The sequence below is a fragment of the Amaricoccus sp. genome (assembly GCF_047602525.1).
Classification (GTDB): domain Bacteria; phylum Pseudomonadota; class Alphaproteobacteria; order Rhodobacterales; family Rhodobacteraceae; genus Amaricoccus.
Map to the genome: position 1 here is coordinate 33574 of NZ_JASGHB010000001.1, position 22989 is coordinate 56562.

Sequence of the window (22989 nt, forward strand, 5' to 3'; positions counted from 1 at the left end):
GGAGTTATGGCCGCGAAACGAGGGAGGCCAAGGCGTATTCACATATTAGGTAGGTCAGGGCTTTAGCCCTGACACAGAATTTGGTTGCAAGTCGGCGGCTTTAGCCGCTGCGGGACGGTTTTGTGGTGGTCTTGCCCCTCAGGGCCTGAAGGCCAGGTTCGTTTCGGTCTGCATGTCAGGGCTAAAGCCCTGACCTACCTGTTCTTGCCTCGCCATGCTATACGGGTTATACAGCCTATGCCGACAAGGCGAAGTCTTTCTTCATCGCCTCGTCTTCCGCAGAGGGTACGAAGGCACGGTGCTGCGCATTCGCAACGGCCTCGATGGCCACGACCTCCGACCGCGAAAGCAGCTTCGGAACGGAAGCCCGCAATCGCCACGACGCCCGGATCGTCGCCAAGGATTTGGCAGATGCGATTCCAGTGGAAGTAAGGTGAGGTGGTTGGCAATGTCACCATCACGCGCTCAGGCTCCGGCAAGGCGAAGTACGTCAGCCAAGTGAGCATGGAGAACGCACCTGCAACTGCGCCCACTAAGAAAACAGGAGCATAAACAGTAATTCGTGTACCGCTGCCACTGGAAACCATGTGGCAACCACAAGAGAGCTTGTTGTCGTAATCCCCAAGCCAAGCATGACGCCAAACGGGCGGCCGCGATAGGTCATGCCTAATGGCTTCGCTGCGAAGCAGAGAAAGCAATGAGGAGGCACAACGTAAGAACACTCACTGACTCTTGGAAATTGCTTACAAGCGTTACAAGGTAAGTGGCACTCGGGTGCGGGCTAAGGAAGACAGTAAAGGCCATAAAAAGACTGAAACGAATGCGATCCAGAAAAAGATAATGCGACCGATATGCTGCAGGCCTTCCATCGGCTTCATTACGATGCGGTACATCGAATAGATGATGGATACTTGCAGGATGGTCTGGAGAACTTCCGAACCCCAGAAACTATAGAAATAGAGATTATATGCAGCTTGACGCGAGAGCCCGAACTGCTGACGGTGATACAAAGCCACCACGGCAACAAGCGTCTGCAAAGATCGCACACACATAAGCGCGAACAGAGAATGCATAGCTGAGCGCCAGCTTCTTTTTGCTAAGAATCACCAAACAGGCGATTCCCAGAAAACAAATCACAATGTCAACGTATTGAAGAGCGAACTTCGCAGTCTATGGGCGCACTCCCGAAGAGGCTTAATGCTATCTCGGGAGTACGCCCATAGAAATCTTTTTTCTACATACCTTTCGTGCTAGAAGGTAACTTAGTCGATGCCGCAGAGGCTGGCGCTGCGCGGGCTGCACAGCGGGGCAGGTGTGCTCGTATCCACGAAGGCAACCTTCACGGTGTGGTTCTTGGTCGCGGCCTTCGAGGCCACCGACGAGGCGACGGCACCGGTGATGGCAAGAGTCAGGACGAAAGCGCGGATCGTGAGGTTCTTCATGGGTGAGTACTCTCCTTGAGATGTCGTGATGCAAAATAGTTGGGCTTGTTATGAAAGTTTCTCTGGACAACCAGATGTATACAACGTAAGCTGAATAAGCTTATAAGTCCAACCATATGAAGCACTTAGATGTTTAGGATTTGGTAAACATTACTGAAGTAATGTTTTGGTTACTTTGTTGTAGGATGAGTAAGCCTTTTCCTTTCAATACATGGCAGACACCTCCCTCATTGAAGATAAAGCAGCCGATTTCGGGCAATTTGCCTCATTTTTGGGCAGGGAGGAAGGATTTTTGGTTACCTATTGGGGATGCGGCGGGCGTTCTTTATCAGGTAGGGAGTGTTCAGCCCCTGCCATTGGATTCGCGGGACAATTGCGGCTTAAGCCGCTGCGGGCCGGCCCTTTGCAGGCCAGGGCTCCAGGGCCTAAAGGCCCACGTCCTTCTATGCCTTGCATGTCAGGGTCAGCTGACCTACCTGTTCTTGCCTCACTAAGCTATATGCGGATGCGGCCTAACTGAGAGAAAAATGCTCTGGAGCATTTCTCTTCCAGATGTATGCTCACCTGCACGAGCAAACGCAGATTCCCTTCGGGAATGACAAAACATAAAAGGTTACACCTGAGAGAAAAATGCTCTAGTTCGTTGGTGTTTTTTTTTGTTCGGCTCAGATCCAGGAATTCGCAGTTTCTAGAGCATTTTTCCTTCAGGTGTGTCCTCGTTGGCACGAGCAAGACGCGGATTCCCTTCGGGAATGACAAAAATAAAAAGCTACACCTATGAGCAGGTGTGTCCTCGTTGGCATGAGCAAGACGCAGATTCCCTTCGGGAATGGCAAAAATAAAAAGCTGCACCTATCAGAAAAATGCTCTAACGGTCGGTGTTCACCATGTAGTAGATCCGCAGCACCAGGTTGGGGCCGTGGAACTCCGGGGGCAGCGGCTGCAGCTTGCCCTGCGTGACGACCGAGCCCCAGGCCGAGCGGTTGATTGCATCGTCGTGCGTGGAGCTGTCGAGCTTCCATCCGCCGATGGTGCCGTCGGGCTGCACGGTGAGAATCCACACCGATTTGCCGGACTTCGAGACGGCGGCCGGCCCTTCCTCGGCAGCAGCGGAATGCAGGCGTTGTAGGTGTTGGACTTGAAGCGCGCCAGCCAGCGGCTGAAGTCCACGCCCTGCGTATCGGAGAGGATTTCGACGCCGGAGCCGACGTCTCCCCCACCGCGCAGGCTGCCGCTGGTGATGCCGCCGCCGCTTGTGCCGGGGCGCAGTGGGTCGCGCTTCTGAGGTCGCGCATCGCGGAGCTGGCGTTGCCGGAGGTCTTGGGCAGAAAGTCGTGGGCGGAGGGCTGCGGCGTTGGTGCTTCGGCCATCGGCGTAGAGGGCCGCGGCTGCGGAGTGGAGGGTTGCGGCGAGTTGGGCAGGTTCGGCGGATTGTTCGTCGCGGCCATGGCCGGAGCGGGCTGCGGCGCAGGCGCGGAAGGCTCCGGCTTTGGCGTTTCCGGGTGCGGCGTCTCGGTGCGGAGCTTGTCGAGAAGCTGCTTGGGCGGCATCTCGTTGCGCGGGATTTCCTTCATCCGCGGCGTGGGCGGCGCCTTCAACACGGGCAGCAGTGACGTTGAGCATCTCGTGCTGCTTCATGGCCTCGGACGGCAGGACGAGCTTCGGCGCATGCCACAGTACGCGCGGGCCGTAGAAGACGAACCACGCGATGGCCAGCCAGATGAACGCGGAAGGTAGATGGACTCGCGGAAACGGCCCGCGGGCGCGCTGGTCCTCGATGGAATCGAGCAGGGTGTAGAACAGCTCGTGGGCGTTGAGCTCGCCGTAGCGCGCGGTGCGGATGCGCTGGGGGCTGCCCCTGGGGCGGAGGCGGTTCGGGGCTCTGGGGCTGGTCGGATTCGGTCGGCGGCATTCGGTTCTGTATTTACTGTGACGGACGAAACTCCGGGTAAGTCTGCGGTTGGGCCGTGATGCCCGCGCGTTTTTTCCAGGCGGCGCGGGCTTTGTCTATTTTCGCATTATGCTGGGCTGATGAGCGTTCAGGGAATCCGCGTGGCGTTGGTGACGGTGAGCGACCGCTGCGCGGCAGGCGAACGCCAGCTTCTCCGGGCCGTTGCTGGCGCGCCTGCTGGCCGAGGCCGGAGCGGAAGTGCTGCCGGTGCAGGTGGTTGCTGATTAGCGCGCGGTGATTGCACGGGCGCTGCGCGAGTTGGCGCTGCGCGCTGAAGTGGTGCTGACGACCGGCGGCACGGGGGTGGCGTTGCGCGATGTTACGCCCGAGGCCACGCTCGATGTGTGCGAACGGCTTGTGCCGGGAGTGGCGGAGCTGCTGCGCCGCGAAGGCTTCGCTGAAATGCCGTATGCAGCGCTGGGCCGTGAGTGTGGCGGGCCTTTGTGGGCGCTGCCTCGTCGTGAATTTGCCGGGCTCGCCTCGCGGTGCGGAGAGCGGTCTGCGCACGCTGCTGCCGCTGTTGCCGCACGCCGCCGCGCTGTTGCGTGGGGAGACGGAGCATTTTTAGGGATTAGGGATTAGGGATTAGGGATTAGGGATTAGGGATTAGGCGAGAAGTGCGTCAGAGAGGTCCGCGTTGGCGACACAGGCCATTCCTCGCGGCCCACTCATGCGCTGCACTGCGTTCACCGCATGAATGGGCACCCGCGTGATCGGTCTCCCGTAGAAATAGAACGTAGTGAAATTGCATCCTGTTGTTCTTCTGCACAAATTTTCCGCAAACCGCTGCTGGCGTGCTGAAGCCGCTGGGCATCTGGGGCGTGGGTGCGCTGTCGCTGATTGATTCCGCACTGATTTCGATTCCGGTTTCGATGGACGGCGTGCTCATCGGCTATGTTGACGCGGAACTACTTGCGTTTGCTTTTGCGTACAGCCTGATTGCCGCGGTGGCTTCGGCGATCGGGTCGCTGGTGCCGTATTACATTCGCCGTGCGGGCGGGGAGCTGGTGCTGCTCAAGCGCGTCGGGAACCCGTGAGCGCTATGACTCGCATCCGCGACCGCTTCGAAAAGCAGGAGTTTTTCGCCATCATGATTCCGGCGATGCTGCCGCCGCCGACGCCGATGAAGCTCTTCGAGTTTGCCGCAGGCGTCTTCGAGATGAAGCCGCTGGGCTATCTTCTGGCGATTTCACGGACAAGCTGGTGCAGTTCCTGGTGTGCTCGCTGCTGACGATCTGGTTCGGCCCCGACGTTCGCGCACACGCTGAAGGCGGCGTTTCACGAGCACATGGCGCTGACATTCGGCACGATCTGCGCGGTGTTGCTGCTGATTGTCTTCTGGGTGGTGCGGAAGATGTTTGATAAGCGGCGCGGTGCGGAGACGTTGCCGATCAAGAGTAACGGCGCGCGGAGTTGCTCTTCGCTTCTGTCTGGGGCTTCCACCGTTATCGAATTGGCTTGTCATCCCTCACTGCGTTCGGGATGACAATGCTTGTGGCGCGGAACTATGGGCGGCTCTTGCCCCATGCCGTGTCTTCCAAACAACTTCGCCACCGCAGGCAACCCGAAGAAGCGCCCATTTCCTGCGTGATCGAAACCAGCTTGACGCCGTTCTTCGCCAGCTTGCGGACATAGAACTCAAGCTCAAAGTGATCGCGGAAGAAACGCGAGAAGCTGTGAAGCACGATGACGTCGAACGGCGCGGGCTTGCTGGTGCCGTCGTCGATCATGCGCTGGAATTCGGGGCGCTTGTTGTTGGTGGCGGATGCGCCGGCCTCGACGAAGGTTTCGACCAGCTCATAGCCGCGCGCGACGCAATAGGCTTCGCCCTGATTGCGCTGGTCGGGGATCGACACGTCATGCTCGGCCTGGCGGGTCGTGGACACGCGCCGATAAAGGGCGGCGCGCTGCGCGACATGCGGGGACTGAATGTTCATTGCTGGCCTCCCTTGACCTTCTTGGGCGCTTTGGCGGCGGTCAGCGGCAGCACCAGTTCAACACGATCGTATGCGAGCTTGGGGGTCAGCTTGAGGCCCCGGCCTTTTTCCATGCGTATGAGGCCGTAGCCGGCCATTGTCTTGAGGGTGCGCGAGACGTTGGATTGCGCCCGCCCGGCGATCTTCGCCAGCTCGTCCACGGATTCGGGCGCCTGCTCGTCGATTATGCGCAGCAGCTCGCGGTTTCCCGTCGAGAGGACTTGCGCAAAGGATTCCGTCGAAACGAACCAGACTGTCGGATCGCCCGATGCGGGTTTCTTCTCGCCCGCCACGACCTGCATGGTCTGGTTCTTCATTTCCTCATAGTCGGCGATGCCGACCTTCAGGGTAGCCATAATCTATACCGCCCATCGTTCACTCTTTATCCATATCATCAGATGATATATTGTGCAAGAGATTTTCTCCGGGCTTGGTGTAGAGCGCCCCGCCGAAGAGGCGGTCCAGCAGGTCGCCGAAATAGCGCTCGAACACGTCGACCTCTTCTTCCGTGACCGGCACGAGATCGGCCCAATCGTCGTAAACCGGCAAGTCGTGCTTGTCGGTGCGAGGGGCTGCGCGCCGTCCCTTTTGCGAGCGCGGTTTGCGGTCGGCGGCATAGTCATAGAGATCGGCGGGCGCGGTCCTCGGGGCGATCCGGCGCGCACGGCGTCTGGGTGGTGTCGGTCTCTCTGTGCTCATGGATTCCTCCAATGTTCGGCTTATCGGATTGCAGGCGTCACGAGACCCCGGCGATTGGCGAACAGTGGAGGGCAAATGGCGGTGTGTAGCGTGCCGCATGTCCGCCGACGCGCCTGCGGCACTCCACACTGGGAACGGGCGTCAGCCCGTCGTGCGCCGCGCCTTGGCGAAGCCGCGGTCGGTCGAGATGAAGCGTTCGAGCATCGGCACGATGAGCTTGGCAGGCTCGATCGGTGCACCGCCCTCGGCGAGCAGGCGGCCGTAGTCGGTGAGATCGCGATGGAGCACTGCGGGCAGCTCCAGCGCGATCTTGACGGGTTTGTCGTCGGCAATGGGGCCGAGTTTCAGCTTGGTCATGGATCAGTTCCTGTAGGGCTCGAACACGATGTCGCGGGTGACGATGACCCTGACCGGGTAGCCGGGCCGGATGGTCAGCGTGGGTGCTACCTGCAACTGGCGCTGGATCATCTGCTGACCGGCCTGGTTCACCGTATCCTGCGCGCCGCCCCGGATGGCGCGGAGCAGCCCGTCGTTGTCGTCGGTGGCGAGTTCGGCGCCGACGCCGAGCAGCGTCGAGAGCGCGGCGGCCTTGGCGAGATCCCACCAGTGGTAATCGACGCCATCCTCAAGGCCAGCATAGCCCTGCGTATCGGCGCCTGGCTGGCGCTCGAGAACGATGGAGCGGCCGTTCGGGAGGATCAGCCGATTCCACACCAGCAAGACCCTGCGCTGGCCGAACTGCACGTTGTTGTCATACTGGCCGATCAGCCGCGTGCCCTGCGGCACGAGCAGGATGCGGCCGGTCGGGCTGTCATAGATATTCTCCGTGACCTGCGCGGTGATCTGGCCGGGAAGGTCGGAACGGATGCCGGTGATGAGCGCGGCCGAGATGACCGCGCCGGCCTGAAGCACGAAGGGCGACGCCGGCGGCGTCACGCGGTCGGGCGTGACCGTGCGCCGGTCGGCCGCCGCGTTGAGGAAGGCGAGCTGCTTGTCCTGGCCGGTGGCGGCCTGTCCGCCAGCGCCGGAGAGGTCGAGCCCCGCAAGGCCGGGCGTCGCGCCCGTGCCGGCGGCGGTCGAGCCCTGCCGCGACTGGAAAAAGACGGTGCTGAGCCGGGCGGCTTCCTCCTCGGCACGGCGGCGCTGCTCGGCCTCGCTGACGCCGGGCATCGGCGTGACGGGCGCGGCGACGGGCTGGCCGTTGTTCTGCGCGTCGAGGATCGGGCGGCCGAGATCGCCGGGGAGCGCCGGGCCGAGAACCGGGCCGGTATAGTCCTTGGGCAATCCGGCCAGGCCATCGGCGGTCTGGCGGTTGTTGGTCGAATAGAGTTCGGTCCCGCCATCGTCCGGCCCGCGCGTCTGGAGCGCATAGATCAGCGATCCGCCGATGCCGACCAGGGCGACGGCGGCGACGCTGGCGAGCATCTTGCGCGACAGGCGCGTGACGCGGGGAGCCTCGGCGCGCAGGCGCATCGGGGCGGCGTTGGTTTCTGCTGGGGTTTCGGTCTCACTCACGATTGCGGCCTCCCGTCGGTGCGGACGATCCTGACGGTCTGCTGCTTGTCGCCCGCGCCAAGGCGCAGCTCGGCCGCGCCGAACAGGCGATCGACGATCAGGATGTGTTGATAGATGCGGCTGTTGACGATCTGGGTTTCGCCACCCGCGCCGAGGACGAAGATCGGGGGCATTTCGCCCTGAACGATGCCGCGCGGGAATTCGACATAGACGCGGCGGCCATCGTCATAGACGCCGATCGGTTTCCATGGCGGGGTGTCGCCGGTCAGGGCGTAGCGATAGTTGCGGGCGGCCACGGCCGGAATGACCGGCGTTGCCGGAAGCGCCTGGCTCCCGCCGCTCGGCGGCGGATAGGCCCAGGACACGGCGGGCATGTAGGGCTTCTCACCGGAGCGCAGCTCGATCATGTAGGTGCGCCGGTCGGTCGTGATGACGAGGTTCGTGGTGATGTCGGCCCGCGAGGGCTTCACGAGGACCAGCACGCGGCGACCGGAGCCGGAGCCGGATTCGGTGTCGCCGATGATCCAGCGCGCGGTGTCGCCCGCCGCGATCGGCCCCGCGCCCGTCAGGGCCTCGCCGGGTTCGAGCGCGATGCTGGTGATCTGACCGGGGGCGGCATAGACTTGATAGAGCGCGCCTTCGGACCATGGATAGACCTGGATGGCGTTGTAGTAGCCCTCACGGCGCGGCTGCACGCGGGCGGCGGCGTTGGCGTTCTCGACGCGCCCGGTGGGCGTGCCGGCGGCCTCGCCGCCGCGCGCCACGGTCCAGGCGGGCGGCACGTTGAGGGGTTTGGGCCGATCGTCGGTGATGGCGACCGGGACAGCCGGCAGCGGCGGCACGGTGGCGTCGTAGGTGATTTCAGGGGGCTTGAAGGTAGCGCAGCCTCCCAGGGCCGTCGCGGACAGCAACATCAGGACGGCGGTGGATTGACGGGTTGCCGGGATCATTGGCCCATCTCCCGCGACCAGTTAATAGCGTTGACGTAGATGCCGAGCGGATTGGCCTTGAGGCGCTCGGCGTCGCGCGGCGGCTGAAGCGTGATCGTCAGGATCGCGGTCCAGCGCTGGGTCGAGGCCAGCGCGCCGTTCTCGAATTGCCGCTCCGTCCAGGCGACGCGGAAGCTGTCCGGCGACGCGCGGATGACGCTGGAAACATCGACGGCGATCTGCTGCTTGCCGACCTTGGCGAACGGATCGTTGGTGCGGGCATAGTCGTTGAGCGCGCCCGCGCCGCGATCGGTCGTCCACTCGTAGGCGCGGAGCCAGTTCTGGCGGACGATGATCGGATCGGCAGGGATCGAGCGGACCTGCTCGATGAAGCGGCCGAGATGCCATGCGATTTGCGGATCGGTCGGGCGGAAGTCGGCGACGGCCGGCGCGAGCGCCTGGGCCTGGCCGAGCTTGTCGACCTGCACCACCCACGGCACGACGGTCCCGCGCGCCGACTGGATGACGAGCGCCCCGGCGAAACCCGCCGAGAGGATCAGCGAGCCGAAGGCCATATAGCGCCAGTTCTTCGCCTGCACGCGGGCCGAGCCGATCCGGTCGTCCCAGACCTGCCCGGCGCGCTGATAGGGCGTCTCGGGCTGCGGGGTCTTGCCGTAATGGGCGGCGGGTCTTTTGAAGAGGTTCATCAGCGGTCACTTTCAGAGAGGTTGATGGAAGAACCGGAGCCGTGGCTGTCGCCGGAGCGGATGGCGTGGGCGGCGGCGCTGACGCCGTGGCTGACGGTCTGGTTGCGCTTCATGCGCTTGGCCCAATCGGGAGCGCCGCCGGTCGCGGCCGGCGTGGATGCGGCCTCGGCGGCTTCACCGCCGATCGTTCCCATGGTCGAGGAGCCGCCCGTCGCGCCGAAGCCGGCCTTCGCGCCATCGGAGAAGCTGGACTTCATGGAGTCGGCGGCGCGCGATGCGGCACGGCGGAGCGGCGAGACGGCGGCCGATCCGGCAGCACGCGCGACGCCGCCCACGCCGGAGGCGACGCCCGACGCGCCGGACTTGCCGAGCGAGCCGAGCGAATAGGCCGAAGACGCTGCACCCGCTGCCGTCGCACCGCCGCGCGCGGCCGCGGCCCCGCCGGAGAGCATGGCGCCGCCACCCTTGGCGGCCAGCATCGCACCGCCGCCGACGGCCATGGCCGCGCCGCCGACCGCAAGGCCGGTGCCGACCGCTGCGCCCGCGCCAAGCTGCGGGCCGCCGGAGACGAGACCGTTGGCGATGCCGGGGCCGAAGATGCCGAGCGCGACCAGCGAGAGAGCTGCGAGCACGACGGCCATGGCGTCGTCGATGCTCGGGGTCTGCCCGCCGAACCCCTTGGTGAATTCGCTGAAGAGGGTCGAGCCGATGCCGATGATGACGGCCAGGACCAGAACCTTGATGCCGGACGAGATGATGTTGCCGAGAACCTTTTCGGCCATGAAGGCGGTCTTGCCGAACAGGCCGAACGGGATGAGGACGAAGCCGGCGAGCGTTGCCAGCTTGAATTCGATCAGCGTGACGAAGAGCTGGATCGCCAGAATGAAGAAGGCGAGGATGACCAGCGCCCAGGCGAAGAGCAGGCACGCGATCTGGATGAAGTTCTCGAAGAAGGCGACCCAGCCCATCAGGTCGGAGATGGATTCGAGCAGCGGCCGGGCGGCGTCGAGACCAGTCTGTGCGACCTTGCCGGGGCGCATCAGGTCGGCGGTCGAGAAGCCGGTGCCCGATGCCTTGAGGCCGAGGCCTGCGAAGCTCTCGAAGACGATCTTGGCGAGGTTGTTCCAGTTGCCGATCAGATAGGCGAAGACGCCGACGAACAGCGTCTTCTTGACGAGGCGCGCGATGATGTCGTCATCGGCCGCCCAGGACCAGAAGAGCGCGGCGAGCGTCACGTCGATGACGATCAGGGTGGTTGCGATGAAGCCGACCTCGCCGCCGAGAAGGCCGAATCCGCTGTCGATGTATTTGGTGAATACGCCGAGGAAGTTGTCGATGACGCCTGCGCCGCCCATGGCTCACCGCCCTTCCGGGGAGGCCGACGCGGGCGCGCGGCCAAGGAAGCGGTCACGGGTCTCGGCCCATACCGCCATGCACGCGCTGTCGCTGGCGGCCTCCTGGCCGAGCCGCTGGCATCGGCGCTGGCCTTCGCGCAGCGGATCGCGGTCGGGGGAATGAAGGGCGGCCGGCGAAGATGCCGGCGCGTCCTCCTTGCGGTTCAGTTCGATGACCGTCGCGGTGATGGCGATGGCGACGAACACGATAGCGCCGAGGCGGGCCAGCATCTTGCCGTCCATGGGAATTCTCCTTCTGGCGGTTACTTGCCGGTGTTGAACATCTGGGCGTTGCCGGGCTGGTAGCCCGAGCCCGGCGTCAGGAAGCGGCGACGCTGTTCGCGGCCCTGTTCGGCGGCGGCGGTGCGTTCGGCCTCGGTGAGTGCGCTGGCGCGACCGTTCGAGGCGAGCAGCGCCACGAGATCGGAGAGCTGCTGCGATTGCAGGGCGAGGATCTGATTGCCGGCCTGCGCCGCCTGAAGCGCGCCGGTCGCGCCCTGACTCTGGCTGACCAGCGCCGACATCTGCGTGCGGTTGGTGTCGATGTTGGAAACGACGCCGGCCTGCACGCGCATGGCATCCTGAAGCCCGCCGACCGTGTTCTGCCAGCGCGAGCGCGCGTCGGCGACCATCTGCTTGTCGGTCGTCGACATGGAGACGTTGCCGTACTTCTGGCTGAACATCTGGTCGATCTGCTGGACGTTGAACGCGATGCCCTGCGCCTGCTGAAGAAGCTGCTGGGTGCGCTGCACGTTCTGCTGGAGCTGCTGGAGCGCCGAGTAAGGCAGGCTCGCGAGGTTGCGGGCCTGGTTGATCAGCATCTGCGCTTCATTCTGGAGCGAGGTGATCTGGTGGGTGATCTGCTCCAGCGTGCGCGCGGCGGTCAGCACGTTTTGCGCATAGTTGGATGGATCGAAGACGATGATGGCGTGGACGGGCGTCGCCACCATCGGCGAGAGCGCGAGCGGGGCTGCCGCCAGCATGGTTGCGGCGAGCGCCATGGCGCGCGAGCGGAAACGGCGAATGGTCATAGTCAGGACTCCTTTGCTGCTTGGGGGATCGGGAAAGTCGGGATGAGATCGGCCGCCCATCCGGCGTCGCGGGCGCGCAGCCACGCGGCGAGGAAGCCTTCGCGGCCATGTTCGGCGACGAGGTTGGCGATCAGGGTCTGGTCGGATTTCGAGGATGCGGCGCAGAGCGCGAGGCCGACTTCGGACAGCCCCAGCTCGAACAGGCGGTTGCCGCGCCGCGACTGGCAGTAATAGTCCCGCTTGGGCGTCGCCCGCGCGAGGATTTCGATCTGTCGGTCGTTGAGGCCGAAGCGGCGATAGATGGCCGTGATCTGCGGCTCGATCGCGCGTTCGTTCGGCAGCAGCAGGCGCGTCGGGCAGCTTTCGATGATGGCCGGCGCGATGCTCGAATTGTCGATGTCGCTGAGCGACTGCGTGGCGAAGATGACCGATGCGTTCTTTTTGCGCAGCGTCTTCAGCCATTCGCGGAGCTGGCCGGCGAAGCCCTCGTCGTCCAGCGCAAGCCAGCCCTCGTCGATGATGAGCAGCGTCGGCCGCCCGTCGAGCCGGTCGCCGATGCGGTGGAAGAGATAGGAAAGCACCGCGGGCGCGGCCCCCGTGCCGACCAGCCCCTCGATCTCGAACGCCTGCACGGCGGCGGAGCCCAGATGTTCGGCCTCGGCGTCGAGCAGCCGGCCATAGGCCCCGCCGACGCAATAGGGCCGGAGCGCCTGCTTGATGTCGTTGGACTGGAGCAGGACCGCGAAGCCGGTGATGGTGCGTTCCTCGACCGGCGCCGACGCCAGCGAGGTCAGCGCCGTCCAGATATGCTCCTTCACCTCGGGGGTGATGGGGATGCCTTCACGGGTCAGGATTGCGACGATCCAGTCGGCCGCCCAGGCGCGTTCGTAGCTGTCGTGGATACGGGCGAGCGGCTGAAGCGAGACCGAAGCGTCGGAGCCTTCGGTCAGCCCTCCGCCGAGGTCGTGCCAGTCGCCGCCCATGGCGAGCGCGGCGGCGCGGATGCTGCCGCCGAAATCGAACGCGAAGACCTGGGACCGATCATAGCGGCGGAACTGCAAGGCCATCAGCGCAAGCAGGACGGACTTGCCCGCGCCGGTCGGGCCGACGACGAGCGTGTGGCCGACATCGCCGACGTGAAGGGATAACCGGAACGGGGTCGAGCCTTCGGTCTTGCCGTAAAGCAAGGGGGGCGCACCGAAATGCTCGTCCCGTTCCGGCCCCGCCCACACCGCCGAAAGCGGGATCATGTGGGCGAGATTCAAAGTGCTGATGGGGGGCTGGCGGACGTTGGCGTAGGCATGGCCGGGCAGAGAGCCGAGCCATGCGTCCACCGCGTTGACGGTCTCGACCATGGCCGTGAAGTCGCGGCCCTGGATGACCTTCTCGACAAGGCGCAGCTTCTTGTCGGCCAGACGCGGGTCGGCGTCCCACACCACGATCGTCGCGGTGACATAGGCCATGCCGGCGACATCGGCGCCGAGTTCCTGCAAGGCCATGTCGGCGTCGGCCGCCTTGTTGGACGCATCGGTGTCGACCAGCGCCGACGCCTCGTTGGTCAGGACTTCCTTGAGGATCGCGGCGATCGACTTGCGCTTGGCGAACCATTGGCGGCGGATTTTGGTCAGCAGCTTGGTCGCGTCGGTCTTGTCGAGCAGGATCGCGCGGGTCGACCAGCGGTAAGGGAAAGCGAGCCGGTTGAGATCGTCGAGCAGGCCGGGCGTCGTCGCGGTCGGAAAGCCGATGATGGTGAGGACACGCAGATGCTCGCTGCCAAGGCGCGGTTCGAGCCCGCCGGTCAGCGGCTGATCGGCGAGCAGCGTATCGAGATAGACCGGGGTTTCCGGCACGCGGACGCGGTGGCGCTTGGTCGAAACGGTCGAATGGAGATAGGTCAGCGTCTCGGTGTCATCGAGCCACGCACATTCGGGCATGAAACCGTCGAGCAGCGCCAGGACGCGGCCGGTGCGGTCGATGAAGGTGCGCAGAATCTCTTGCGGATCGACGCCGGTGCGCTCGCGGCCCTCATAGAGCCAGCTTTCGGCGCGGGCGGCTTCCTCGGCCGGGGGCAGATAGAGGAAGGTCAGGTAATAGCCGGAAACATAGTGCGTGCCGGCTTCTTCGAAATCGGCCTTGCGCTCTTCATCGACCAGGCCGGAAGCCGCGTCGGGAAATACGCTCGCCGGATAGGTCGCGGCCTCATGGCGCTGCGCCTCCACGAAAATCGACCAGCCCGAACCGAGACGGCGGAAGGCGTTGTTGATGCGGCCGGCGACCGCGACCAGTTCGGCGGCGACGGCGCTATCGAGATCGGGGCCGCGAAAGCGCGCGGTGCGCTGGAAGCTGCCGTCCTTGTTGAGCACGACGCCTTCGCCCGCGAGCGCGACCCAGGGCAGGAAGTCGGCAAGGCGGGAGGCGGTGCGGCGATATTCGGCGAGGTTCATCATCGGCGTCGCCTCCCTCAGACTGCGAGATGGCCGGGGACGCGCAGATGCCGCCTTCCGACTTCGACAAAGAGGGGATCGCGCTTGGCGGCCCAGACCGCCGCGAAGTGCCCGACGGCCCAGATGAGCAGGCCGACCAGCCAGAGGCGCAGGCCGAGGCCCACGGCCCCGGCCAGCGTCCCGTTGAGGATCGCGATGGAACGCGGCGCACCGCCGAGCAGGATGTGCTCGGTCAGTGCGCGGTGAACCGGGACGGTGAATCCCGGCACATCCAGTTGCTCGAAGGCGACCGCCATCAGACGAGCGCCCCGCCGCCGAACGAGAAGAACGACAGGAAGAACGAGCTGGCCGCGAAGGCGATCGACAGGCCGAACACGATCTGGATCAGCTTACGGAAGCCGCCCGACGTGTCGCCGAAGGCGAGCGCGAGGCCCGTCGCGATGATGATGATGACCGCGACGATCTTGGCGACCGGGCCTTCGATCGACTGGAGGATTTTCTGGAGCGGCGCTTCCCACGGCATCGACGAGCCGGAGGCGTGGGCGGCGGGCGCCAGGATGAGGTTGACATAGGCGACGGCGGCGACGGTCGCCACGGTGCGACGGACGCGCATGGGGATGCGGATCATGAAGGTTCTCCTGTGCTGGTGGGGGTTGCGGCGGTGACGCGGTAGTCCCCGTCCGGGCCGAGCCCTTCGACGCGGGCGAGTTCGGCGAGCCGGCGCGCGGAGCCGCGGCCGGAGAGGACGGCCACGAGGTCGATCGTCTCGGCGATCAGCGCGCGCGGGACGGTGACGACGGCTTCCTGGATGAGCTGTTCGAGACGGCGCAGCGCGCCGATGCCGGTGCCGGCGTGGATCGTGCCGATACCGCCGGGATGGCCGGTGCCCCAGGCTTTGAGGAGGTCGAGCGCTTCGGAGCCGCGCACCTCGCCGATGGGGATGCGGTCGGGGCGCAGGCGCAGCGAGGACCGCACGAGATCGGAGAGCGTGACGACGCCCTCCTTGGTCCGCATGGAGACAAGGTTCGGCGCGGCGCATTGCAGCTCGCGCGTGTCCTCGATGATGACGACGCGATCCTGCGTCTTCGCCACTTCGGCGAGCAGCGCATTGGTCAGCGTGGTCTTGCCGGTCGAGGTGCCGCCCGCGACGAGGATGTTGGCGCGCGATGCGACGGCCGCCTGCAAGGTGGCGGCCTGGTCGTTGGTCATGATCCCGGCGGCGACGTAATCGTCGAGGGTGAAGACGGCGACGGCGGGCTTGCGGATGGCGAAGGCCGGTGCGGCGACGACGGGCGGAAGAAGCCCCTCGAACCGCTCTCCCGTCTCGGGCAGCTCGGCCGAGACGCGCGGGGACCGGGCATGGACCTCCGCGCCGACATGATGGGCGACCAGGCGCACGATGCGCTCGCCGTCTGCGGGCGAGAGGGTTTCGCCGGTGTCGGACAGACCTAGGGAAAGCCGGTCGATCCAGATGCGCCCATCGGGGTTCAGCATCACTTCGACGATGCCTTCGTCCTCAAGGAACCGGGCGATGGCGGGACCGAGCGCGGTGCGCAACATGCGTGCGCCGCGCTGGATCGCCTCCGGTTTCTGATGAGAAGAAGAAGTCATGCCGTCCCCAAATCCGAGGGGACGCAACAGAGAGTTCCCCGATCTGGGATGATTAAAAGAGCCAGAAATCGGGCCTGTTCAACAAGTATCGAGAGCCGTGCGGCAGTCGGCGGCTATCGGCGGCGAATAGGACGGGCGCGATTATTCAGGCGGGATCGTCGCCCGTCTTTGGAGTGTCCGCCCCGTCACCTTCGGCGAGCGAGTCGACATCTCGCGAAAGCTCTTTAAGGAACCTGTCGCCGGTCGCCAGACGTTTGCCGAGCGATTGCAGGAAGCCGTCGAAACGCTCCGCGCCCTTGGCGCGCGCCGATGCCTGCGCATTGTCGGAGAGCGGAGGGGTGAAGATCAGCCAGTAGCGGACGAAGAGCGCCAGCGTCTCGCCGAGCACGGCGACATCCTCGTCGAGCGCGCCGACCTGACGGCCGAGCCGGTCGAGGCGGCGCGACATGGCCGCCTCCAGCTTCTCGCTGGTGTCGCCGGACAGGAAGGACGCCAGGGCGGCTTCGACGATGGCGGATTTGGAGATGTTGCGGCGGAGCGCCAGCGCCTCGACCTGCTTGAGCAACGCCGGATCGAAATAGACGTTCATGCGGGTGCGCGAAGTCATGGGCGGATCCTCAAAGCTCGATGCCGTCGCCGGGGTCGAGCGAGGCTTGCCGCGCGACCATCCGCATCCGCGCCCGCATGGCGGTCGCCTTGGCGGCGTCGACATCGGGCTCCTCGTCCAGAAGCTCGAATTCCTGCGCCGGCGACGGCGGCGGCAGGATTTCTTCATGCTCGGGCAGTTCGGGTTCGCGGCGGATGCCGGCATTGGCGAGATCGCCGCCGTCATCGCCGCCAGCGCCGGCGCCGGCATGGCCCGCCGCTGCCACGACGCGGCCGGACCAGTCATCGGTCGCCAGTGCGTTGGCGGGTGTCGCCGCCAGCTCGGGCGGCGCGATGATGCGCTCCTGCAAGCGCGCGTCCTCGAAATACTTCGCCTTGGTCGCCTTGATCGGCGGGGTGCCCGCGACCATGACGATTTCCTCGTTAGGTGGGAGCTGCATGATCTCGCCGGGGGTCAGCAGCGGCCGGGCCGTCTCCTGCCGCGAGACCATCAGATGCCCCAGCCAGGGCGAAAGCCGGTGGCCGGCATAGTTAGTGCTGTCGCGCATCTCGGTCGCCGTGCCGAGCGCGTCCGAGACGCGCTTGGCGGTGCGCTCGTCGTTGGTCGCGAAGCTGACGCGCACATGGCAATTGTCGAGGATGGCGTTGTTCGGCCCATAGGCGCGCTCGATCTGGTTGAGCGATTGGGCGATCAGGAAGCCCTTGAGGCCGTAGCCCGCCATGAAGGCGAGCGCCGATTCAAAGAAGTCGAGACGGCCGAGCGCCGGAAACTCGTCGAGCATCAAGAGCAGCCGGTGACGCTTGCTCGATGCGGTCAGCTCCTCGGTCAGCCGGCGGCCGAGGCCGCCTGCGCCGAGGCGCTGAGGGAGGGCGTCCACTCGGCGGACGTCATCCTCAACATCCTGTCCCGGCGCCGGGACCCCGGCCCGCCGGCGACGATCATGACCCCCGAGGCGCTGCGGCTGCGGCACGAGCCCGCGGCCGACTGCGCCCGCTACGACAGCCTCAGGAGGGCGAGCGGATGATGGAGCGCAGCGCGATCATGACCACGATGGGCGAGCTCAAGCTCTTCGGCATGCGGGCGGCCTACGACGAGATCGTCGCTTCGGCGGTGAAGCGCCAGCACGAGCCGCAGCGGGTGGTCAGCGACCTGCTGACCGCCGAGCTCTCCGAGAAGCAGGCCCGCTCGATCAAGTACCAGATCGCCATCGCCCGGCTGCCGATGGCCAAGGAGATCGACGAGTTCGTCTTCGACGCCACGCCGATCAACGAGACCCTGGTGCGCGACCTCGCCGGCGGCGGCTTCCTCGCGCAGCAGCGCAATCTGGTCCTGGTCGGCGGCACCGGCACCGGCAAGACCCACCTCGCCGTCGGCATCGCCCGCGCCTGCATCCGCGGCGGCGCCAGGGGCCGCTTCTTCAACGTCGTCGACCTCGTCAACAAGCTCGAGGCCGAGGCCCGCGCCGGCCGCCAGGGCCGCCTCGCCGACCACCTCTGCCGCATGGACCTGGTCGTCCTCGACGAGCTCGGCTACCTCCCCTTCGCCCAGGCCGGCGGCCAGCTCCTCTTCCATCTCGTCAGCCGGCTCTACGAGCAGACCTCGGTCGTCGTCACCACCAACCTCGCCTTCGGCGAATGGCCCGCCGTCTTCGGCGATCCGAAGATGACCACCGCGCTGCTCGACCGCCTCACCCACCACTGCGACATCGTCGAGACCGGCAACGAGAGCTGGCGCTTCAAAAACCGCGCCTGACCCCACCCTCACCGCCTCACCGGAGCGGGAACCGGCCCGTCTCCGCCACCCGCACCGCTGCGCCGGGCCGGGTCCCGCTCCTCGCCGACGGGGGTCCCTATTGGAAGCCGATCAGGGGTCCCGATCCCGCGCCGATTGACAGGCGCGGGCGAGGTGCCAGCCGGCCTGGTCGAGGATGAGGATGGCGTGGGCGCCCGGCGCCACCGCGGTGCTGATCTCCGCGAGGTGCGTCTGCATCGCCGGCGTGTCGCAGAACGGCATGACGATGCCGGCGCCCTTGCCCTCGGCCGGGCAGATCGCGCCGAAGATGTAGGCCCAGGCGGTGCGCTGGTCGTGCGGCGCCCGCGGTCGGGCGCCCCGCCGCGCCCATCTTCGGGTGAGCTTGTTCTTCTGCCCGATCCGCGCTTCGTCCTGGAACCAGAGTTCTATGCGCTTGCCGGGATGCGCGGCGCGGACCTCCGCCACGCGCTCCGGGAGACTTTTTTGAAAGCCGCCGCCGCCTCCGGATCCTGGGCGTAGTGCCGCGGCCGCGCCGAAAGCTTGCGGAAGCCGAGCGCCCGGAGTTCCCGTCCCACCGTCGCCTCGCTCACCGACACCCGGAACGCCTCCCAGAGCCACTGCACCAGGTCGATCCGCCGCCAGCGCACCACCCCGTCGCGCCAGGGCTCAGGTCCCGCCTCCACCACCTGCGCCAGCGCCGCCCGATGCTCTGCCGTCAGTGTCGGCGCCTTGCCGGGGGCATGCCGGTCGATCAGCCCCGACGGGCCTTCCGCGTTGAACCGCAGCACCCAGTCCCGCACGATCTGCAGCCCGACCCCGCCGACCCGCGCCGCCTCCGTCCGCGTGCCGCCCTCCGCGATCACCGCCAGCGCCAGCAGCCGACGCACCTGCTTCGCATCCCGGCTGTCCCGCGCCAGCCGGCGAAGATCGTCACCATCCAGATCACCCCGAAGCCCGATCGCTGCCGCCATGGAAAACCCCTTCGTTCTCCATGATGAATCACGACAACGCCCTCAGGGGAATCCCCCGCGTGAGTCAGGACCTATGCGCGCTGGTATTAGCGTATTTCCTCCCCCGACGCCCTGCCATTGCGGTGAGCGTAGGGTGAGCAAGCGAGTCGATGGGAAAGCCCCCGGCCTTCACCGGAGGGCTGCTGGCTCACATGCTCGGAGCCTGGGGAGCGCCGCGCCCGCCGCCGTTTGGACGGTCTGTGCTCGGTGAACGCGCCCGCCTCGCACTCGAAGAGGGCAGGATGGCAATCGACCCGTTGTCCGAGAGCCATTCCACCGGCGCCAGGACGCTCCCGAAACGTTCCCCTCAACGGCTTCGAGCATCATGTCGCGGATGTCCGGACCGTAGTTTCCGGCGTTCGCGAAGACACGCGCGCGGGCGTCAGCCGAAGTAGGTGCGCAGGATGCGTCCGTAGATCGCCTTCAGCTGGCGGATGTGCTCGACCTCCACATGCTCGTCGATCTGGTGCATCGTCGCGCCGACGAGGCCGAATTCGACGACCGGGCAGTGGTCCTTGATGAAGCGCGCGTCGGAGGTGCCGCCGGACGTGGACAGCTCCGGCCGCACCCCGGTCTCGGCCTCGACCGCGCGGGAGACGACCTCGACGAACGGCCCGGGCTCGGTGACGAAGCTTTCGCCGGCCACCTCGAAGCGGGCGGCGATGCCGACGCCGGACTCCGCGGCCGCGATGTCGGCCTCCTCCTCGATCCACTCGCTGAGCGACTGTGCGCTGTGGGCGTCGTTGAAGCGGATGTTCACCTTGGCCCGCGCCTCGGCCGGGATGACGTTGTTCGCCGGGTTGCCGACGTCGATCGTGGTGATCGCCAGCGTCGACGGGCCGAAATGCGCCGTGCCGGTGTCGAGCGTGCGGCTCGCCAGCCTGTCGAGCAGGCGCACGAGCCCGGGCAGCGGGTTGGCCGCGCGTTCCGGGTACGCGGTATGGCCCTGCTTGCCGTAGGCGGTCAGGACGGCGGTCATCGAGCCGCGACGGCCGATCTTCATCATCTCGCCCATGCGCGCGGGGCAGGTGGGCTCGCCGACGAGGCAGTGGTCCATCCGGTCGCCGTTGTCGCGCAGCCAGTCGAGGATCGCCACGGTTCCGTCGCTGCCCACGCCCTCCTCGTCGCCGGTGATGGTGACGAGGACGCTGCCCTTTGGCGGCGTGGCGGCAACGAAGTCGATCGCCGCCGCGACGAAGGCCGCGACTCCCGACTTCATGTCGGCGCTGCCGCGGCCCCAGAGCCGGCCCTGCGCGATCTCGCCGCCGAACGGCGGGTGGCACCAGGCGGCGGGATCGCCGGTCGGCACCACGTCGGTGTGGCCGTTGAAGCCGAGGACGGGCGCCTCGGTGCCCCAGCGCGCGACGAGGTTCGGGGTGCCGTTGCGGTCGGCGCGGTGGACGCGGAAGCCGGTGGCGGCGAGCATCTGCCCGAGCATGTGCAGCGCGCCGCCCTCTGCCGGCGTCACGGTCTGGCAGCGCACCAGCGCCGCGGTCAGGTCGACGGGATCGGTCGCATCGGTCATGGCGCCCCTCACGGGTTCAGGCGGACGACGGACCACGGCTCGCCCGGGGTGCTGCGCGTCCAGCGGAAGCGGTCGTGCAGCCGGTGCGCGCCGTCGGCCCAGAATTCGATCTCGAGCGGCGTCAGGCGGTAGCCGCCCCAGAACGGCGGCCGGTCCGGGTCGAGCCCACGGGTCGCCGTCACCTTCGCCACCTCGAGCATCAGCGCGGTGCGGCTCGTGAGCGGCCGCGACTGCTTCGACGCCCAGGCGCCGAGCCGGCTCTGCAGGCCGCGGCTCTTGTAGTAGGCATCCGCCTGCGGCCCGTCCTCGCGGCTGACGAGGCCCCGGGCGCGGATCTGCCGGCGCAGGCTCTTCCAGTGGGCGACGAAGGCGGCCTTGCCGGCGCCGTCGAGCTCGCCCGCCTTCGCGCTCTCGTAGTTGGTGTAGAAGACGAAGGCGTCGGCCTCGATGTCCTTCAGCAGCACCATGCGCGCGTTCGGCAGGCCGCCGGCGTCGACCGTGGCGAGCGCAATGGCGTTCGGGTCGTTCGGCTCGGTCGCCTCGGCCTCGTGCAGCCAGAGCCGGGCAAGGCGAAACGGATCGTCGCCGCCGAAGATGCCGCTCCGATCCACGTCCGTCACTGCCGGTTCCTCCCGTGTTGCGCGCGAACCATAGGAGCGGCGCGGAAGGAAGGGAAGCGATCCTACTTCCGCCGATGCTCTTCCAGCCGGGGCATGATCTCGACGAAGTTGCACGGCCGATGGCGAAGGTCGAGCTGCGCCGCGAGGATGCCGTCCCAGGCATCCTTGCAGGCGCCGGGCGAGCCGGGCAGGGCAAAGAGGTAGGTGCCGCGCGCGACGCCGGCGCAGGCGCGGCTCTGGATCGCCGAGGTGCCGATCTTCTGGAACGAGATCATCGTGAAGAGCGTGCCGAAGGCGGGGATGACCTTCTCGTAGACGGCTTCGTGTGCCTCGACCGTCACGTCGCGGCCGGTCAGGCCGGTGCCGCCGGTGGAGATCACCACGTCGACGGCGGGGTCGGCAATCCAGGCCCGGAGCCGTGCCTCGATCAGCGGCTGGTCGTCGGTGACGAGGGCCCGGTCGGCGAGCAGGTGCCCGGCCGCCTGCAACCGCTCCACCAGCACCGCGCCGGAGCGGTCGTCGGCGGGGCCACGGGTGTCGGAGACGGTCAGCACGGCAATGCGCACCGGGACGAAGGGCACGCTATCCGGCATCGAGGCGGTCCTTCAGCAACAGGAGATCGGCCCAGGCCTCGCGCTTGCGGATCGGATCGCGCAGCAGCGCCGCCGGGTGCCACGTCGCGATCACCGGCCGCCCGGCCAGCTCGGCCCACTTGCCGCGCCGCCGGGTGATGCCGTCGGTGGTCTGCAACAGGGTGCGAACCGCCGAGCTGCCGAGCAGCAGCAGGAAATCCGGCGCCGCAAGCTCGATGTGGCGGTGCAGGAATGGCAGCAGGGCGGCCACCTCGTCGCCAGAGGGTTCGCGGTTCGCCGGAGGGCGCCAGGGCAGGGTGTTGGTGATGTAGACCGCGCGGCCGGGATCATCCGCCGCGCGGGACAGGCCGATCGCCGCCAGCATCCGGTCGAGGAGCTGGCCCGAGCGGCCGACGAAGGGCAGGCCGGCGCGATCCTCGTCGCGGCCGGGTGCCTCGCCGATCACCATCAGGCGGGCGGCGGGGTCGCCGTCGGCAAAGACGGTGGAGCGGGCGCCGGCGCGCAGCGCGGCAAGCCCGTCGAAGGCGGCGAGGGCCGCCTTGAGCGCCGCCAGATCGGCACATGCCGCTGCCGTCGCCGCCGCGCCGCCCGCCGGCACGGCCGCGGACGGCGGGGGTGCGGCGGGCGCCGGGGTTGCCGCGGACGCCGGGCGTGCGGTTGCAGGAGCGGGGCGCGACCGCGCCGGGGCAGGGGCCTCGGCCAGGTCGAAGCGGTCGACCGGCAGCTCGCCGATCGCCTCGTCAGCGCCGCACTCCACCTGCCAGGCCAGCGCGGCGACGAGCTCGGCCTGCGTCAACAACTCGATCCCCAAGGCGGGCCTCCTCCTGCGCGCCGGACCCTAGGCCGGATACGGCCGCTGGGCCAGTCTCGTGCCGAGGCGCAGTGCGGCGGCTCAGCGGAAGCCGGTGCCGTCCCAGCGGATGCCGAACGCAGCGCCGTCGTGGGCCAGCCAGCGGATCTCCGGCGGCGAGCCCGCGCCTACCGTCACCTCGGCGCCCATCATGTCGTCGACCGCCAGCGTCAGCAACTCGCCGCGGCGCAGCCAGAATCCGGAACGAGCACACCATCATGCCGCATTCGCCGCTGCGGCCGGTGCGGGTGCACTCGATTCCCTCGTGGGCGATCAGCAGGTCGTCGCGGCCGTCGCCATCGAGATCGCGCTCGACGACGGAGGCCGGGTCGT

General features: G+C 66.7%; 28 protein-coding genes and 3 pseudogenes. 7 read left to right on the forward strand and 24 right to left on the reverse strand.

Translation table 11 applies throughout. From position 1 onward, the window contains the following. Window positions 1–1262: 1262 nt before the first annotated feature. Window positions 1263–1442 carry a hypothetical protein gene (locus tag QM699_RS00210; protein WP_415009290.1) on the reverse strand — a complete coding sequence of 60 codons (180 nt, stop codon included), beginning with the start codon at window positions 1440–1442 and terminating at the stop codon, window positions 1263–1265. A gap of 868 nt (window positions 1443–2310) precedes the next feature. Further along, a complete protein-coding gene (locus tag QM699_RS00215) occupies window positions 2311–2505 on the reverse strand; it encodes a hypothetical protein (RefSeq protein WP_415009291.1) in 195 nt (64 codons plus the stop codon). Between the two features lie 245 nt (window positions 2506–2750). Here QM699_RS00215 and QM699_RS00220 point away from each other — a divergent pair, with 245 nt between their 5' ends. The 5 genes from QM699_RS00220 to QM699_RS00240 all read left to right on the forward strand — a co-directional run bounded on the left by QM699_RS00220 (window position 2751) and on the right by QM699_RS00240 (window position 4879). Continuing rightward, complete coding sequence (locus QM699_RS00220) at window positions 2751–3179, forward strand: hypothetical protein (protein WP_415009292.1); 429 nt, start codon at window positions 2751–2753, stop codon at window positions 3177–3179. Window positions 3180–3627: 448 nt separating this feature from the next. After that, entirely contained in the window at window positions 3628–3975 is a 348-nt protein-coding gene (locus QM699_RS00225; RefSeq protein ID WP_415009293.1) for a molybdopterin-binding protein, read from the forward strand. Window positions 3976–4148: 173 nt separating this feature from the next. After that, the gene (locus QM699_RS00230) at window positions 4149–4430 is read left to right on the forward strand and encodes a hypothetical protein (RefSeq protein ID WP_415009294.1); all 282 of its coding nucleotides are present in this window, start codon (window positions 4149–4151) and stop codon (window positions 4428–4430) included. A gap of 5 nt (window positions 4431–4435) precedes the next feature. Next, window positions 4436–4624 carry a hypothetical protein gene (locus QM699_RS00235; protein WP_415009295.1) on the forward strand — a complete coding sequence of 63 codons (189 nt, stop codon included), beginning with the start codon at window positions 4436–4438 and terminating at the stop codon, window positions 4622–4624. Between the two features lie 57 nt (window positions 4625–4681). Continuing rightward, the gene (locus QM699_RS00240) at window positions 4682–4879 is read left to right on the forward strand and encodes a hypothetical protein (protein ID WP_415009296.1); all 198 of its coding nucleotides are present in this window, start codon (window positions 4682–4684) and stop codon (window positions 4877–4879) included. A gap of 19 nt (window positions 4880–4898) precedes the next feature. On the opposite strand, the gene QM699_RS00245 is transcribed toward QM699_RS00240, so the two are convergent. The 16 genes and pseudogenes from QM699_RS00245 to QM699_RS00320 form a co-directional block, all read right to left on the reverse strand. After that, complete coding sequence (locus tag QM699_RS00245) at window positions 4899–5330, reverse strand: recombinase family protein (RefSeq protein WP_415009297.1); 432 nt, start codon at window positions 5328–5330, stop codon at window positions 4899–4901. After that, a complete protein-coding gene (locus QM699_RS00250; protein WP_415009298.1) occupies window positions 5327–5725 on the reverse strand; it encodes a MarR family transcriptional regulator in 399 nt (132 codons plus the stop codon). Before QM699_RS00250 ends, QM699_RS00245 begins: the two co-directional genes overlap by 4 nt. A gap of 19 nt (window positions 5726–5744) precedes the next feature. Further along, window positions 5745–6068 carry a hypothetical protein gene (locus QM699_RS00255; protein WP_415009299.1) on the reverse strand — a complete coding sequence of 108 codons (324 nt, stop codon included), beginning with the start codon at window positions 6066–6068 and terminating at the stop codon, window positions 5745–5747. Window positions 6069–6209: 141 nt separating this feature from the next. Continuing rightward, the gene (locus tag QM699_RS00260; RefSeq protein WP_415009300.1) at window positions 6210–6425 is read right to left on the reverse strand and encodes a DUF2274 domain-containing protein; all 216 of its coding nucleotides are present in this window, start codon (window positions 6423–6425) and stop codon (window positions 6210–6212) included. A gap of 3 nt (window positions 6426–6428) precedes the next feature. Beyond that, window positions 6429–7541: a TrbI/VirB10 family protein gene (locus QM699_RS00265; RefSeq protein WP_415012651.1), complete on the reverse strand. Its 1113-nt coding sequence runs from the start codon at window positions 7539–7541 to the stop codon at window positions 6429–6431. Between the two features lie 38 nt (window positions 7542–7579). Beyond that, complete coding sequence (trbG, locus tag QM699_RS00270; RefSeq protein WP_415009301.1) at window positions 7580–8533, reverse strand: P-type conjugative transfer protein TrbG; 954 nt, start codon at window positions 8531–8533, stop codon at window positions 7580–7582. Next, complete coding sequence (gene trbF / locus QM699_RS00275; RefSeq protein ID WP_415009302.1) at window positions 8530–9219, reverse strand: conjugal transfer protein TrbF; 690 nt, start codon at window positions 9217–9219, stop codon at window positions 8530–8532. The genes trbG and trbF overlap by 4 nt, the downstream gene beginning before the upstream one ends. Further along, window positions 9219–10574 (reverse strand): P-type conjugative transfer protein TrbL, encoded by a 1356-nt coding sequence (trbL, locus tag QM699_RS00280; RefSeq protein ID WP_415009303.1) that lies wholly within the window; start codon window positions 10572–10574, stop codon window positions 9219–9221. The genes trbF and trbL overlap by 1 nt, the downstream gene beginning before the upstream one ends. Before the next feature lie 3 nt (window positions 10575–10577). Next, window positions 10578–10856, reverse strand: coding sequence for a putative entry exclusion protein TrbK-alt (gene trbK-alt / locus QM699_RS00285; protein ID WP_415009304.1), 279 nt, complete (start codon window positions 10854–10856; stop codon window positions 10578–10580). Between the two features lie 20 nt (window positions 10857–10876). Further along, window positions 10877–11644, reverse strand: coding sequence for a P-type conjugative transfer protein TrbJ (gene trbJ / locus QM699_RS00290; RefSeq protein ID WP_415009305.1), 768 nt, complete (start codon window positions 11642–11644; stop codon window positions 10877–10879). A gap of 2 nt (window positions 11645–11646) precedes the next feature. Continuing rightward, window positions 11647–14091: a conjugal transfer protein TrbE gene (gene trbE, locus QM699_RS00295; protein WP_415009306.1), complete on the reverse strand. Its 2445-nt coding sequence runs from the start codon at window positions 14089–14091 to the stop codon at window positions 11647–11649. A gap of 14 nt (window positions 14092–14105) precedes the next feature. After that, a complete protein-coding gene (locus QM699_RS00300) occupies window positions 14106–14384 on the reverse strand; it encodes a VirB3 family type IV secretion system protein (RefSeq protein WP_018426646.1) in 279 nt (92 codons plus the stop codon). Next, complete coding sequence (locus QM699_RS00305; RefSeq protein WP_415009307.1) at window positions 14384–14716, reverse strand: TrbC/VirB2 family protein; 333 nt, start codon at window positions 14714–14716, stop codon at window positions 14384–14386. Before QM699_RS00305 ends, QM699_RS00300 begins: the two co-directional genes overlap by 1 nt. Then, a complete protein-coding gene (gene trbB / locus QM699_RS00310) occupies window positions 14713–15699 on the reverse strand; it encodes a P-type conjugative transfer ATPase TrbB (RefSeq protein ID WP_415009308.1) in 987 nt (328 codons plus the stop codon). The genes QM699_RS00305 and trbB overlap by 4 nt, the downstream gene beginning before the upstream one ends. A 145-nt stretch (window positions 15700–15844) precedes the next feature. After that, window positions 15845–16306 (reverse strand): ribbon-helix-helix protein, CopG family, encoded by a 462-nt coding sequence (locus QM699_RS00315; protein ID WP_415009309.1) that lies wholly within the window; start codon window positions 16304–16306, stop codon window positions 15845–15847. Between the two features lie 10 nt (window positions 16307–16316). Continuing rightward, window positions 16317–17165 (reverse strand): annotated as a pseudogene (locus QM699_RS00320) (type IV secretory system conjugative DNA transfer family protein); the annotation flags it as partial. Between QM699_RS00320 and QM699_RS00325 the strand changes: the two are divergent. Together QM699_RS00325 and istB are read left to right on the forward strand one after the other, a co-directional pair. Continuing rightward, a pseudogene (locus tag QM699_RS00325) lies at window positions 17130–17321 on the forward strand (IS21 family transposase); the annotation flags it as partial. The pseudogenes QM699_RS00320 and QM699_RS00325 sit on opposite strands and share 36 nt — an antisense overlap. Before the next feature lie 5 nt (window positions 17322–17326). Next, window positions 17327–18058: an IS21-like element helper ATPase IstB gene (istB, locus tag QM699_RS00330; protein ID WP_415009310.1), complete on the forward strand. Its 732-nt coding sequence runs from the start codon at window positions 17327–17329 to the stop codon at window positions 18056–18058. A 144-nt stretch (window positions 18059–18202) separates the two neighbouring features. Here istB and QM699_RS00335 read toward each other — a convergent pair. From QM699_RS00335 to QM699_RS00360, 6 genes and pseudogenes are all read right to left on the reverse strand, one after another. Beyond that, a pseudogene (locus QM699_RS00335) lies at window positions 18203–19029 on the reverse strand (IS630 family transposase); the annotation flags it as partial. Window positions 19030–19450: 421 nt separating this feature from the next. Next, on the reverse strand, window positions 19451–20593 hold the full coding sequence (dapE, locus tag QM699_RS00340) for a succinyl-diaminopimelate desuccinylase (RefSeq protein ID WP_415009311.1): 1143 nt from the start codon (window positions 20591–20593) through the stop codon (window positions 19451–19453). Between the two features lie 8 nt (window positions 20594–20601). After that, complete coding sequence (gene pdxH, locus QM699_RS00345) at window positions 20602–21213, reverse strand: pyridoxamine 5'-phosphate oxidase (protein WP_415009312.1); 612 nt, start codon at window positions 21211–21213, stop codon at window positions 20602–20604. A gap of 62 nt (window positions 21214–21275) precedes the next feature. After that, on the reverse strand, window positions 21276–21806 hold the full coding sequence (moaB, locus tag QM699_RS00350; RefSeq protein WP_415009313.1) for a molybdenum cofactor biosynthesis protein B: 531 nt from the start codon (window positions 21804–21806) through the stop codon (window positions 21276–21278). Further along, a complete protein-coding gene (locus tag QM699_RS00355) occupies window positions 21796–22611 on the reverse strand; it encodes a uracil-DNA glycosylase (protein ID WP_415012652.1) in 816 nt (271 codons plus the stop codon). The genes moaB and QM699_RS00355 overlap by 11 nt, the downstream gene beginning before the upstream one ends. An 87-nt stretch (window positions 22612–22698) precedes the next feature. After that, a complete protein-coding gene (locus QM699_RS00360; RefSeq protein ID WP_415009314.1) occupies window positions 22699–22833 on the reverse strand; it encodes a hypothetical protein in 135 nt (44 codons plus the stop codon). Between the last annotated feature and the right edge of the window lie 156 nt (window positions 22834–22989).

What these genes read in the sequence shown, in the direction of transcription:
- QM699_RS00210 (WP_415009290.1), bottom strand. Translation starts at nt 1,442, where the DNA reads ATGAAGAACCTCACGATCCGCGCTTTCGTCCTGACTCTTGCCATCACC.
- QM699_RS00235 (WP_415009295.1), top strand. Translation starts at nt 4,436, where the DNA reads ATGACTCGCATCCGCGACCGCTTCGAAAAGCAGGAGTTTTTCGCCATC.
- QM699_RS00240 (WP_415009296.1), top strand. Translation starts at nt 4,682, where the DNA reads ATGGCGCTGACATTCGGCACGATCTGCGCGGTGTTGCTGCTGATTGTC.
- QM699_RS00245 (WP_415009297.1), bottom strand. Translation starts at nt 5,330, where the DNA reads ATGAACATTCAGTCCCCGCATGTCGCGCAGCGCGCCGCCCTTTATCGG.
- QM699_RS00250 (WP_415009298.1), bottom strand. Translation starts at nt 5,725, where the DNA reads ATGGCTACCCTGAAGGTCGGCATCGCCGACTATGAGGAAATGAAGAAC.
- QM699_RS00255 (WP_415009299.1), bottom strand. Translation starts at nt 6,068, where the DNA reads ATGAGCACAGAGAGACCGACACCACCCAGACGCCGTGCGCGCCGGATC.
- QM699_RS00260 (WP_415009300.1), bottom strand. Translation starts at nt 6,425, where the DNA reads ATGACCAAGCTGAAACTCGGCCCCATTGCCGACGACAAACCCGTCAAG.
- QM699_RS00265 (WP_415012651.1), bottom strand. Translation starts at nt 7,541, where the DNA reads ATGCGCCTGCGCGCCGAGGCTCCCCGCGTCACGCGCCTGTCGCGCAAG.
- trbG (WP_415009301.1), bottom strand. Translation starts at nt 8,533, where the DNA reads ATGATCCCGGCAACCCGTCAATCCACCGCCGTCCTGATGTTGCTGTCC.
- trbF (WP_415009302.1), bottom strand. Translation starts at nt 9,219, where the DNA reads ATGAACCTCTTCAAAAGACCCGCCGCCCATTACGGCAAGACCCCGCAG.
- trbL (WP_415009303.1), bottom strand. Translation starts at nt 10,574, where the DNA reads ATGGGCGGCGCAGGCGTCATCGACAACTTCCTCGGCGTATTCACCAAA.
- trbK-alt (WP_415009304.1), bottom strand. Translation starts at nt 10,856, where the DNA reads ATGGACGGCAAGATGCTGGCCCGCCTCGGCGCTATCGTGTTCGTCGCC.
- trbJ (WP_415009305.1), bottom strand. Translation starts at nt 11,644, where the DNA reads ATGACCATTCGCCGTTTCCGCTCGCGCGCCATGGCGCTCGCCGCAACC.
- trbE (WP_415009306.1), bottom strand. Translation starts at nt 14,091, where the DNA reads ATGATGAACCTCGCCGAATATCGCCGCACCGCCTCCCGCCTTGCCGAC.
- QM699_RS00300 (WP_018426646.1), bottom strand. Translation starts at nt 14,384, where the DNA reads ATGGCGGTCGCCTTCGAGCAACTGGATGTGCCGGGATTCACCGTCCCG.
- QM699_RS00305 (WP_415009307.1), bottom strand. Translation starts at nt 14,716, where the DNA reads ATGATCCGCATCCCCATGCGCGTCCGTCGCACCGTGGCGACCGTCGCC.
- trbB (WP_415009308.1), bottom strand. Translation starts at nt 15,699, where the DNA reads ATGACTTCTTCTTCTCATCAGAAACCGGAGGCGATCCAGCGCGGCGCA.
- QM699_RS00315 (WP_415009309.1), bottom strand. Translation starts at nt 16,306, where the DNA reads ATGACTTCGCGCACCCGCATGAACGTCTATTTCGATCCGGCGTTGCTC.
- istB (WP_415009310.1), top strand. Translation starts at nt 17,327, where the DNA reads ATGATGGAGCGCAGCGCGATCATGACCACGATGGGCGAGCTCAAGCTC.
- dapE (WP_415009311.1), bottom strand. Translation starts at nt 20,593, where the DNA reads ATGACCGATGCGACCGATCCCGTCGACCTGACCGCGGCGCTGGTGCGC.
- moaB (WP_415009313.1), bottom strand. Translation starts at nt 21,806, where the DNA reads ATGCCGGATAGCGTGCCCTTCGTCCCGGTGCGCATTGCCGTGCTGACC.